General features: G+C 50.6%; 9 protein-coding genes. All 9 read left to right on the top strand.

What is annotated here, in order from left to right:
- Positions 1 to 12 precede the first annotated feature (12 nt).
- The 9 genes from JFT56_RS01620 (at position 13) to prpF (ending at position 12017) form a co-directional block, all read left to right on the top strand.
- Positions 13 to 1002 carry a sensor domain-containing diguanylate cyclase gene (locus tag JFT56_RS01620; protein ID WP_198782006.1) on the top strand — a complete coding sequence of 330 codons (990 nt, stop codon included), beginning with the start codon at positions 13 to 15 and terminating at the stop codon, positions 1000 to 1002.
- Between the two features lie 140 nt (positions 1003 to 1142).
- Positions 1143 to 2669, top strand: coding sequence for a YifB family Mg chelatase-like AAA ATPase (locus tag JFT56_RS01615; protein ID WP_198782005.1), 1527 nt, complete (start codon positions 1143 to 1145; stop codon positions 2667 to 2669).
- Positions 2670 to 2782: 113 nt separating this feature from the next.
- Positions 2783 to 3679, top strand: a complete 897-nt coding sequence (locus tag JFT56_RS01610; RefSeq protein WP_198783471.1) for an acyltransferase — start codon at positions 2783 to 2785, stop codon at positions 3677 to 3679.
- Between the two features lie 13 nt (positions 3680 to 3692).
- A complete protein-coding gene (locus tag JFT56_RS01605; RefSeq protein WP_198782004.1) occupies positions 3693 to 4634 on the top strand; it encodes an acyltransferase in 942 nt (313 codons plus the stop codon).
- Between the two features lie 395 nt (positions 4635 to 5029).
- Positions 5030 to 5791, top strand: coding sequence for a GntR family transcriptional regulator (locus JFT56_RS01600; RefSeq protein WP_198782003.1), 762 nt, complete (start codon positions 5030 to 5032; stop codon positions 5789 to 5791).
- Between the two features lie 52 nt (positions 5792 to 5843).
- Positions 5844 to 6722, top strand: a complete 879-nt coding sequence (gene prpB / locus JFT56_RS01595; protein WP_198782002.1) for a methylisocitrate lyase — start codon at positions 5844 to 5846, stop codon at positions 6720 to 6722.
- 143 nt (positions 6723 to 6865) lie between these two features.
- Positions 6866 to 7993 (top strand): bifunctional 2-methylcitrate synthase/citrate synthase, encoded by a 1128-nt coding sequence (prpC, locus tag JFT56_RS01590; RefSeq protein ID WP_198782001.1) that lies wholly within the window; start codon positions 6866 to 6868, stop codon positions 7991 to 7993.
- A gap of 80 nt (positions 7994 to 8073) precedes the next feature.
- A complete protein-coding gene (acnD, locus tag JFT56_RS01585) occupies positions 8074 to 10677 on the top strand; it encodes a Fe/S-dependent 2-methylisocitrate dehydratase AcnD (protein WP_198782000.1) in 2604 nt (867 codons plus the stop codon).
- A 134-nt stretch (positions 10678 to 10811) separates the two neighbouring features.
- The gene (gene prpF / locus JFT56_RS01580) at positions 10812 to 12017 is read left to right on the top strand and encodes a 2-methylaconitate cis-trans isomerase PrpF (RefSeq protein WP_198781999.1); all 1206 of its coding nucleotides are present in this window, start codon (positions 10812 to 10814) and stop codon (positions 12015 to 12017) included.
- Positions 12018 to 12307 lie beyond the last annotated feature (290 nt).

Genomic DNA, 12307 nt, shown 5'->3' with positions numbered 1-12307 from the left:
CGGAATTAATGCATGCCATCACGCGAGCAACTGCTGCAAGTAATTAATATTCAAACTGAAATAGCCAAACTAGGGCTCGATTTAGGCGGGGTAATGCAATATGTTGTGGAGCAAACACTGCCCTTGATCGATGCCGATGGCGCCGCGATTGAGTTAGCCGAAGAGGGCGACATGGTGTACCGGGCGGCTTCGGGCATAGCCGCACCTCAGCTTGGCCTACGACTAAAGGTTGACGCTAGTTTGTCTGGTTTATGCATTAAAACGGGAGAAGTACTCACTTGTATCGATGCGGCAACAGACACCCGAGTCGATCTCGCCGCCTGTAATAAAGTCGGTTTACGCTCTATGCTGGTCATGCCCCTAACATACCAAGGTGCCACAGTTGGTGTGCTTAAAGCCGTATCGCGGCATGTCGGTAAGTTTCAACAACCGGATATCACACTGCTGAATATGCTCTCGGAAGCCGTGGCTGCCGCCATGTATTTTTCGGTTAAATACGATAGCGATAATTTGTTTTTCAAAGCCACCCACGACTGCATGACGGGCCTTGCCAACCGGGCATTATTTATGGATAGGCTGCACAATGCGATCGCCCGGGCGAAGCGAGAACAACTCCCCACAGGCCTGTTGATGATGGATATGGACGGGCTGAAACAGATCAATGATACGCATGGCCACCGCGCCGGAGATGCCGTGTTGTTAGAGTTTGCTAAGCGCCTGCAACAGACAACCCGCGACACAGATCTCGCGGCTCGACTCGGCGGGGATGAATTTGGGGTCATTCTAACGCCGCAAGAAAATCCAGAGGCAGTCACAACGGCGCTCCAGCGTATCGAAGCGGCCATGGCGTCACCATTAACATTTGAAGGCCGCAACTACCAGTTACAAGTCAGTATTGGCGCGATTGTATTGCCACAGGATGGTATGGAACCCGATCAACTGCTGGAACTGGCCGATAAGCGCATGTATGCGGCAAAAAACTTACATAAAAATCAGCCCTAAAAGTCATTATGCTCGCCAGCGCTAAGGTAAACACGGATAACCTATTGCTGAAGCAAGAATAACGTACTGATAGCAAAGCCACCGCCACAATTGCTGCTACACTCAAATTCTGCGCTATATCTCTACAAAAGGATTTGTTTATGGCGATTGCCTGCGTCAATACCCGAGCCAGCTGTGGGGTCGAAGCCCCCGAAGTCACGGTTGAAGTGCACCTCAGCAATGGCCTACCCGCATTTAACCTAGTGGGATTACCCGAAGCCTCGGTCAAAGAAGCGCGCGAGCGAGTCCGCAGCGCACTGATCAATGCGGGGTTTGAATTCCCGATGCGCAGAATAACCGTCAACCTCGCGCCAGCCGACCTCCCGAAGCAAGGGGGTCGTTACGACTTACCCATTGCCATAGGTATACTCGCGGCCTCGGAGCAAATACCCACTAACAGCCTCAAAAATACCGAGTTTGTAGGTGAATTAGCCCTATCAGGGCACATACGTTACTGCCAAGGCTTGCTGCCGGCGATTATTGCGGCCAAGCGTCAAGACAACACTTTGATTTTACCGCTAGAAAATCGCCACGATGCCGAGTTAGTCGGCTATCACAGGGTATTTTTTGGCTCGCATTTACAGAGTCTTGCTGCCTTTTTGCTCGGCCAAGCACCACTGCCAGAACTCGATAGCCACCTTGAATGGGTGAGCGAAACAGCGCCAGAGTCAGAGCATTGCCTAAGCGATGTGATAGGCCAATATCAGGCAAAGCAAGCACTGGAGATTGCCGCCGCGGGCAACCATAACTTGCTGATGTTAGGCCCACCGGGAACCGGCAAAACCATGCTGGCGAGCCGCATGATGGCACTGCTCCCCAGCTTAAGTTATGAAGAAGCCTTAGAAGTTGCTGCCATTCACTCAGTTGCCGGCCTCGATATCAAGCCGCAACATTTTTTAAAACGCCCCTTTAGGGCGCCTCACCATACAAGTTCATCCATCTCCCTCGTTGGCGGTGGCAGCATACCTAAGCCAGGTGAAATATCCCTCGCCCATCGCGGCGTATTATTTTTAGATGAGGTGGCTGAATTTCCACGTAAAGTGCTCGACTGTCTACGGGAACCTATGGAAACGGGCGAAGTTGTGATTTCCCGCGCCGCCGCTAAACTCACCTTTTTAAGCCGCTTCCAATTGATCGCCGCCATGAACCCTAGCCCCAGCGGCGATATAGATTCCCATAACCGCGCTACCCCAGATCAAGTGCAGCGCTACCTTGCAAGATTGTCGGGCCCCTTCCTCGATAGATTCGACCTCACCATAGAGGTACCAAAACTGCCCGCTGGCACCCTCACCCAAGCCACGGCGCCGAGCGAAACCAGCCAAGAGGTCGCCAAACGCGTCAAGCGCGCCCGGGATATTCAGCTCGCGAGGGCTGGAGTGCTCAATAGCGAACTTACGGGTAAACAGCTAAAACAGTTCAGTGGCTTAAGCGAGGCCGATCTGATTTTTCTAGAACAAAGCGTGGTCAAACTCGGGCTCTCCGTGCGCAGTTTCCACCGTATACAAAGGGTTGCCCGCACCATTGCTGACCTCGAACAAGCTCCCAATACCGAAAGGCGTCACTTAGCCCAAGCCTTAGGTTACCGCGCCATGGATAGGCTGCTAGCGCGATTATCCCAGCAGTATTGACACAATAATTGCGACAATAAATGTTAACAAATGCACCGACCAGCTGACCGATGATTGAGCCAAAGGCCGACACCGAGTAACATAGGCCTCCAATTTTTGTCAGGGGGCGCTAAATAGTGACGCTGTTTTCACAGATCAAAGGCTGTATAGCCTTCTTAGGCTATGTCGTTAATACGATATTTTGGGCGATCCCGATTATCTTGGGCAGTGTGATCAAACTTATCCCCTTTGCCCCACTAAGAACGGCCACCAGCTATGTACTCGATTTTTGTGCCAGTGCCTGGATTAGTGTTAATGGTGTCATTGAGCGTTTACTGCATCCGGTAAAAATCGAGCTAACGGGCGATACCCAATTTTCAACCAAAGAGTGGTACATGGTGATCGCTAACCACCAATCTTGGGTGGATATTTTGATCCTGCAGCGCATATTTAACCACAAGATCCCCTTCCTCAAATTCTTCCTAAAACAGGAACTGATTTTTGTGCCCATACTTGGACTCGCCTGGTGGGCGCTGGACTTTCCTTTTATGCGCCGTTATAGCACAGCGCAGCTTAAGAAAAACCCCAAGTTAAGGGGCAAAGATATTGAAATTACACGTAAAGCTTGCGCTAAGTTTAAAGCTAAGCCCGTGAGTGTAATGAATTTTGTTGAAGGCACACGCTTCAGCAAAGCCAAGCATAAGAAGCAAAACTCTCAGTTCCAACACTTGTTAAAACCCAAAGCGGGCGGCATGGCCTTCGCGCTATCGGCCATGGGAGACCAAATCCATAAGTTAGTGGATGTGGCTATCTACTATCCCGATCAGGTCCCCAGCTATTGGGACTACCTGACAGGCAAGCTGCCAAGCGTTAAAGTACACATCAAAATATCCGATATCGATCCCGCCATGCGCGGCGATTATATGAATGACCGTGATTTCAAAATTGGCTTTCAAGAACAGTTAAATCAGCTCTGGCTCACTAAGGATCAAGTGATAAGCCAACTCGCTGGCCAAGTGCATAAAGAATAAGGGTGACGCCAATATGTTGAATTTTCTTCCCGGTCCCTTGCTGTTTATTCTCAGCTTGAGCCTATTGATCATTAATACCGCCCTTTGGGGCTCGCTGGTTTGCCTCGGCGGATTAGTGAAAATACTGATGCCAGTGCAAGGGGCCCGTAATGCGGTCACAGCACTAATGAACCGCTTTATGTGGGCGTGGGCAAGCTGTAATGGCGGCATCTTATTTTTGATCGCTAAAATCGAATGGGATGTTCAAGGGCTTGATGGACTTGACAAAAATGGCTGGTACTTACTGATCAGCAACCATCTGAGTGGTTTTGATATCGCGGCGCAAACTTACTTATTGCGCAACCATATCCCTATGCTGAAGTTTTTTCTCAAGAAAGAACTGATCTATGTGCCCATTATGGGCCTAGGTTGCTGGGCGCTGGATATGCCATTTATGGACAGAACCAGCCCAGCAAAACTCAAAAAGAACCCTAAGCTTAGGGGGAAGGACTTAGCCACGACTCGCAGTGCCTGTGAAAAATTTAAGAATATGCCTACCTCAATTATCAACTATGTTGAGGGCAGCCGTTTTACCGAGGATAAGCGCCAGCGTCAGGATTCACCCTATCAATATTTATTACGTCCCAAGGCCGGAGGCATCGCCTTTACCCTGTCAGCCATGGGCGAACAATTTACTAACCTGCTGGATATGACAATTGTCTACCCAGATGCGCCTCAAGATATTCTGTTTGGCGTGATGAATGGTAAAGTGAATAAAATCATAGTTCGAGTGCGCGCTCTCCCCGTTCCTCAGGTCGATGCTAACCGTTATTTTTCCGAGTCCGAATACCGTGTCGAATTCCAGCGCTGGTTAAATCAGCTTTGGGCTGAAAAAGATCAACAGATCCATTGCCTGCTCCATAGCCCGCAAACACAAAGCGATAACGCCACCAGCACTAATCACACAGCTCACTAAGCTACTATCATTTAAGTGGCTTTCATTTAGGTTCCCTCATCAAAATATACCCAACCATGCCCTAGGGGCTGTTGGGTCACCGGGGCTGCTTGAATATAGCCCCATGCCACTCACTAATAGAATTCCCCCCACTACGCCATTTTTGGGCTTTGCTCTGCCCCAGTCCCTCTTTTTCACAACGATTAAAACCAGAAATTGTTGACAATATTTCATTTAAAACTTTAGATCAAAAAATTAATAAAATTACAAATTAACAATAAAACCATATTAATCAAAAATTTAATTAAAGTACCCCTATAATGTGGACATATACAAATTAATCACATTGTTGACAACATTCCGATAGAGGGCTATTTTTTATCCATTGTCGACAATCCTCTGAATAGTGATGCGCTATGTTAAAGCAAGACGCGAGGTTCCCAATTGATGACACCCCAAGCCAAACGGCCGACAAGGTGAAATCTGTTACTCCCGAAAAAACCTCGACCACATTAGCCGATCAGATTTTGGTGCAGATCCAAACCAGCATCATCAAAGGCGAGTTGCCAGCGGGCAGCAAGATTAACGAACAAGCACTGGCCGAAAAATACGGCATCAGCCGCGGCCCAACCCGCGAAGCCCTGCAAACCTTAGAAAGACAACGCTTAGTCGTGCGCGCCCCCCATATTGGTGCCCGCGTTGCCCAACTGACAGTGAGCGAACTTAACGATTTATATCAACTGCGTAGCGTACTCGAAGGCATGGCCTGCGAACTGGCCGCCAGCCGTATCACCCCAGAGCAACTCGCTAAGTTAGAAGATCTGCTCGCGGCTCAAGAGGCGGCGCTGATTAAGGGGGATACCTATTTCCAAGAGGAAGGTGATGTCGATTTCCACTACCAAATCATTCAAGCCAGTGGCAATAAACATCTGCAGGAAACCTTAATCGGCGGCCTGTATCACCTACTGCGGATGTACCGTTACCAGTGCACCAATCAGAATCGCCCCGTTAAAGCCATTGCCGAACACAGACGCATAGTGGAAGCCATAGCCCAGCGCGATGGTGAATTAGCGGGACTCCTCATGCGCCGCCATATAGAACAAGGCCGCAAAAATACCGAATTACGTTTGATTGAATTGCAAGCCAATGCCGCCGCTAAAGACACCTTAGCCAACTAACGCTAAGTACATGCGGCCCAATATGCCTACAGGAAAGATAAGGACAAAGACCATGACCCAAAGTGCAGGATTACGTTTTCGCCAAGCCCTCGCCAACGCCAAACCGTTGCAAATCCTTGGCACCACCAATGCTTACTTTGCCTTAATGGCAGAGCAAACCGGCTTTCAAGCCCTTTACCTCTCTGGAGCCGGTGTCGCTAACGCCTCCTACGGCTTGCCCGACTTAGGCATGACGTCGATGAACGATGTGCTGATCGATGCGGGCCGCATCACCTCGGCAACCCAATTGCCTCTGTTGGTCGATATCGACACTGGTTGGGGCGGCGCATTCAATATCGCCCGCACCATCAAAGAATTCGAAAAAATCGGCGTCGCTGCCGTGCATATGGAAGACCAAGTGTCACAAAAACGCTGTGGCCATAGACCCAATAAAGCCGTAGTCAGCACCGAAGAAATGGTCGATCGCATTAAAGCCGCCGTCGATGCCCGCACCGATCCTAACTTTGTGATCATGGCGCGTACCGATGCGGTCGCCGTTGAGGGCTTAGAAGCAGGAATCGAGCGCGCCAAAGCCTATATTGCCGCCGGTGCCGATATGATTTTCGCCGAAGCCTTAACCGAGCTGGACCAATATCGCCACTTCAAGGCCCAGGTTAACGCCCCGATTTTGGCGAACATGACCGAATTTGGCCAAACCCAGCTATTCAATAAAGAAGAACTCGCCGAAGCGGGCGCCGATATGGTGCTGTATCCCCTCGGCACTTTCCGTGCGGCCAACCAAGCGGCATTGAAGGTGATGCAAGCGCTGATGAATGACGGTCATCAACGCAATGTATTAGACACTATGCAGAGCCGCACGGATCTGTATAAGTATTTGGGCTACCACGCCTTTGAAGACAAGTTAGATCAACTGTTTAACCAAGATAAATAACCGACAAGCTGCAACCCTACACTCAGTTGAACCCAACAGGCACTCAACCGTTCAGGCCTTATGCCTTGCAGCATTAACCCATAAAAGCCAGTAGCCTAATAAGGTCTGGCAATACTAAACAGAGTTAACGGAAGGGAAGAATTATGTCAGAAGCTAAAAAGTTAAGTGGCGCAGGATTACGTGGTCAGAGCGCTGGGGAAACCTCATTAAGTACAGTGGGCGTTTCAGGCAGTGGTCTCACATACCGCGGTTATGATGTGAAGGATCTAGGCGAAAACGCCACCTTCGAAGAGGTTGCCTACCTTATTCTTTACGGTGAACTGCCAACCCAGGCCCAATTAGACGCCTACAAAACCAAACTCAAAAGTCTGCGCGGCCTGCCACAGGCATTAAAAGAAGTGTTAGAACGTATTCCCGCCGACACTCACCCAATGGATGTGATGCGCACTGGCTGTTCAATGTTGGGTAACTTAGAAGCCGAGCATAACTTTAGCGAACAGAGTGAAATTGCCGACCGTTTACTGGCCGCCTTCCCATCGATCATCTGTTACTGGTATCGCTTTAGCCATGATGGCGTGCGTATCGACACCGAAACCCAAGACGAGCAAATTGGCGCCCACTTCCTCCACCTATTACACGGTAAAGCGCCGTCGGCACTGCATGCTAAAGTGATGGATGTATCCCTCATTCTTTATGCAGAACATGAGTTTAACGCATCAACCTTTACCGCCCGTGTATGCGCTTCAACCCTGTCAGATATGCATTCCTGCGTGACAGGTGCTATCGGTTCACTGCGCGGCCCACTCCATGGCGGCGCAAACGAAGCGGCGATGGAACTTATCCAAGATATGAAAGATGAAGCCGATGCTCGCGATATTCTGATGGGTAAGTTAGAGCGTAAAGACAAGATCATGGGCTTTGGCCACGCGATTTACCGCGAATCGGACCCACGTAACGCCATTATCAAAGAATGGTCTGAAAAGCTGGCCGCCGATTATGGCGATGATCGCCTCTATCGCGTATCGGTTGCCTGTGAAGCCCTGATGTGGGAACAGAAAAAACTCTTCTGTAATGCTGACTTCTTCCACGCCAGCGCTTATCACTTTATGGGCATTCCGACTAAATTGTTTACCCCAATCTTCGTGTGTTCACGGGTAACGGGTTGGGCGGCGCATGTGATGGAGCAACGCTCTAACAACCGCATCATTCGCCCAAGTGCCGATTATGTGGGCGTCGCACCCCGTAAAGTGGTGCCGATTGCTAACCGTTAATGTTTAAAAACATGAACTGGCGCTAAGGCGTCAGTTTCTCTTTAAGATCTCCAATAGATCATGTGATGAGCACCGATGTTATGAGCACTATCATAAATACCCAGTACCGCAAGCCCTTACCAGGCACTGCACTCGACTATTTCGATACCCGTGAGGCCGTTGAAGCCATTGCTCCCGGCAGCTACACCAAACTCCCCTACACCTCGCGCGTTTTAGCAGAGAACTTAGTCCGCCGCTGCGATCCGGCGGACTTAACCGCCTCGCTAAAACAAATTATTGAATCTAAACAAGAGTTGGATTTCCCTTGGTTTCCTGCCCGCGTGGTGTGCCACGATATTTTAGGCCAAACAGCCCTCGTTGACCTTGCGGGTCTGCGCGATGCCATTGCCGCTAAGGGTGGCGATCCGGCCAAAGTAAACCCTGTAGTGCCAACCCAACTGATTGTGGATCATTCCCTCGCAGTGGAATACGGCGGCTACGATAAAGATGCCTTTGCCAAAAACCGCGCCATCGAAGACAGACGCAACGAAGACAGATTCCACTTTATCAATTGGACGCAAAAGGCCTTTAAAAACATTGATGTTATCCCGCAAGGGAACGGCATCATGCATCAAATTAACCTAGAGCGTATGTCGCCCGTGGTCCATGCCCGTGACGGCGTTGCTTTCCCGGATACCTTAGTCGGCACCGACAGCCATACGCCACACGTAGATGCACTCGGCGTGATCGCCATTGGCGTTGGCGGCTTAGAAGCCGAAAGCGTGATGCTGGGGCGCGCATCCTATATGCGTCTACCGGATATTATCGGGGTTGAGTTAACGGGCAGACCGCAACCAGGTATTACCGCTACCGATATAGTATTAGCGCTCACCGAATTTTTACGCGCACAAAAAGTCGTTTCCTCTTATTTAGAGTTCTTCGGTGAAGGCGCAGCGGCGCTGACACTGGGCGATCGCGCCACAATTTCGAACATGACACCTGAATTTGGCGCCACCGCCGCCATGTTCTATATCGATCAACAAACGCTGGATTATTTAACCTTAACGGGCCGCGAAGCCGAACAAGTTAAACTGGTTGAAACCTATGCCAAAACCGCAGGTTTGTGGGCCGACAGCTTGACCGAAGTGCACTATCCGCGCGTACTGCATTTTGATTTATCCTCGGTGGTGCGCACCATTGCGGGCCCGTCAAACCCACATGCACGGGTGCCCACATCTGAACTCGCGGCACGTGGTATTAGTGGCGTAGTCGAAAACGAGCCCGGTTTAATGCCTGATGGTGCTGTGATCATCGCCGCGATTACCAGCTGTACTAATACGAGTAACCCTCGCAACGTGATTGCCGCGGGTCTGATTGCTCGCAACGCCAACGCTAAAGGCTTGAGCCGCAAACCTTGGGTCAAAACCTCACTCGCCCCCGGCTCTAAAGCGGTGCAACTCTATTTAGAAGAAGCCAATTTGCTACCCGAGCTTGAGCAACTCGGCTTTGGGATCGTCGGCTTTGCCTGTACAACCTGTAACGGCATGAGCGGCGCGCTGGATCCTGTGATCCAGCAGGAAGTGATCGACCGCGATTTATACGCCACCGCCGTGTTATCCGGTAACCGTAACTTCGATGGCCGTATTCACCCCTATGCAAAGCAAGCGTTCCTAGCATCGCCGCCATTGGTGGTCGCCTACGCGATTGCGGGCACTATACGTTTCGATATCGAAAAGGATGTACTGGGCTTAGATAAAGACGGTAACCCCATCAAACTTATCGATATTTGGCCATCGGATGCAGAAATCGATGCTGTGATTGCCAAAAGCGTTAAGCCCGAGCAGTTCCGCAAAGTGTACGAACCCATGTTCGATTTAGTCGTCGATTACGGCCAAAAAATCAGCCCACTATACGATTGGCGCCCGCAATCCACTTATATTCGCCGCCCTCCATATTGGGAAGGCGCCTTAGCGGGCGAACGTACTCTCAAGGGCATGCGACCGCTGGCAGTATTGGGTGACAACATCACCACAGACCATTTATCGCCATCCAACGCCATTATGATGGACAGCGCCGCGGGCGAATATCTGCACAAAATGGGCTTGCCGGAGGAGGACTTTAACTCCTACGCCACCCACAGGGGCGATCACTTAACTGCCCAGCGCGCAACCTTTGCTAACCCTAAGCTTAAAAACGAAATGGCGATTGTCGATGGTAAGGTGAAACAAGGCTCACTTGCCCGTATCGAACCCGAAGGTCAAGTCACCCGCATGTGGGAAGCGATTGAAACCTATATGGATCGCAAGCAGCCGCTGATCATTATCGCGGGCGCCGACTATGGCCAAGGCTCATCACGCGACTGGGCTGCCAAAGGCGTGCGTTTAGCGGGGGTTGAGGCCATTGTCGCCGAAGGCTTCGAGCGCATTCATCGCACTAACTTAGTGGGTATGGGCGTGTTACCGCTGGAGTTTAAGGCGGGTGAAAACCGCGCTACCTATGGCATAGATGGCACGGAAGTGTTCGATGTACTCGGCACGCCATCACCAAGAGCGGACTTAACTGTGGTTATCACCCGTAAAAACGGTGAGCGCGTCGAAGTGCCAGTCACCTGTCGCCTCGATACCGCAGAAGAAGTGTCGATCTATGAGGCTGGCGGCGTATTGCAACGCTTCGCGCAGGACTTTCTTGAATCGAACCTTGCTTGAACCGAACCTGAACTAACCGCTGACTAACTCAAGGTCACTCGATATCAATAGGCAAGCTTCCCCATAGGGAAACCAGCCTTTGATATCGAGCATGATCTATGCACATAACCGCTATTCCCTTTGGAGCCAATAGCATGAGCGATAAAGTGTATCCCCCACAAATTAAAGTCGCCGCAACCTATATGCGCGGCGGCACCAGTAAGGGCGTGTTCTTCCGTCTGCAAGACTTACCCGAAGCCGCCCAAGTCCCCGGCCCCGCCCGCGATGCGTTATTACTGCGCGTGATAGGCAGCCCTGACGCTTACGGCAAACAGATCGATGGTATGGGCGGCGCCACATCGAGCACCAGCAAGACAGTGATCCTCTCTAAGAGCACCCGCTCGAATCACGATGTCGACTACCTGTTTGGCCAAGTCGCGATCGACAAACCCTTCGTCGATTGGAGTGGCAACTGTGGCAATTTAACCGCCGCCGTAGGCGCTTTCGCCATCAGCAATGGTTTAATTGATGCGGCACGTATTCCACAAAATGGCATTTGTACCGTGCGAATTTGGCAGGCCAACATAGGCAAAACCATTATCGCCCATGTGCCCATCACTAATGGTGAAGTGCAGGAAACCGGTGATTTTGAGCTCGATGGTGTGACCTTTCCCGCCGCCGAAGTGCAAATCGAATTTATGAACCCGGCTGCTGATGGTGATAATAGTGGTGAAGGAGGCAGCATGTTCCCTACGGGTAATGTTGTCGATGTGCTAGAAGTGCCGGGTATTGGCAGCTTTAACGCCACTATGATCAACGCAGGCATTCCTACCATTTTTATTAATGCAGAGGACTTAGGCTACACAGGCACTGAGTTACAGGATGCGATCAACGGCGACAACGCCGCACTGGCTAAATTTGAGACGATTCGTGCCTATGGCGCAATGCGTATGGGCTTGATTTCACATATAGATGAAGCCGCATCACGCCAGCACACGCCTAAAATTGCCATTGTCGCTAAACCACAGACCTATGTGTCCTCTAGCGGTAAAACCGTCAATGCAGATGAAATTGACCTACTGGTACGCGCCCTGTCTATGGGCAAACTACACCACGCTATGATGGGCACGGCTGCCGTTGCGATTGGTACGGCGGCGGCAATTCCCGGCACCCTTGTCAATCTCGCCGCAGGTGGTGGTCAAAAAAGCGCAGTGCGTTTCGGCCATCCCTCAGGCACATTACGGGTTGGCGCAGAGGCGTCACTCGTTGATGATGAATGGACAGTGGTTAAAGCCATTATGAGCCGCAGTGCCCGGGTACTTATGGAAGGCTTAGTGCGAGTACCGAGCGAGTGTTTATAGTCGTTTATCAGGATCTGGATCTCGGTAATATCAATAACTGAGCCACAGCCCCTATCGCCTTAAATAGTTCAACCAAAGACCTTGCTTCCCCCCTTCCGGCAAGGTCTTTTTTTATGTATATACCTTCCACAAAAGAACGACTAATTGTATGTTGGCGTACTGTAAAAAATGCTAAGCTTCCTAGGCCGCATAAAAATAATAAATATGCTAATACCCTGTGAATACGCCAATGTTGGGCTGATCTACCTTTGTTTTTACTGAATGAGTGTATTTGCTCGGTTATACGCTAT

This window comes from Shewanella putrefaciens (genome assembly GCF_016406305.1).
Taxonomy (GTDB): domain Bacteria; phylum Pseudomonadota; class Gammaproteobacteria; order Enterobacterales; family Shewanellaceae; genus Shewanella; species Shewanella putrefaciens_C.
Note: the sequence above shows the minus strand (reverse complement) of the source record. Positions and strands in the feature narration are given on the sequence as shown.

What these genes read in the sequence shown, in the direction of transcription:
- JFT56_RS01615 (WP_198782005.1), top strand. Translation starts at nt 1,143, where the DNA reads ATGGCGATTGCCTGCGTCAATACCCGAGCCAGCTGTGGGGTCGAAGCC.
- JFT56_RS01600 (WP_198782003.1), top strand. Translation starts at nt 5,030, where the DNA reads ATGTTAAAGCAAGACGCGAGGTTCCCAATTGATGACACCCCAAGCCAA.
- JFT56_RS01620 (WP_198782006.1), top strand. Translation starts at nt 13, where the DNA reads ATGCCATCACGCGAGCAACTGCTGCAAGTAATTAATATTCAAACTGAA.
- prpC (WP_198782001.1), top strand. Translation starts at nt 6,866, where the DNA reads ATGTCAGAAGCTAAAAAGTTAAGTGGCGCAGGATTACGTGGTCAGAGC.
- prpB (WP_198782002.1), top strand. Translation starts at nt 5,844, where the DNA reads ATGACCCAAAGTGCAGGATTACGTTTTCGCCAAGCCCTCGCCAACGCC.
- acnD (WP_198782000.1), top strand. Translation starts at nt 8,074, where the DNA reads ATGAGCACTATCATAAATACCCAGTACCGCAAGCCCTTACCAGGCACT.
- prpF (WP_198781999.1), top strand. Translation starts at nt 10,812, where the DNA reads ATGAGCGATAAAGTGTATCCCCCACAAATTAAAGTCGCCGCAACCTAT.
- JFT56_RS01605 (WP_198782004.1), top strand. Translation starts at nt 3,693, where the DNA reads ATGTTGAATTTTCTTCCCGGTCCCTTGCTGTTTATTCTCAGCTTGAGC.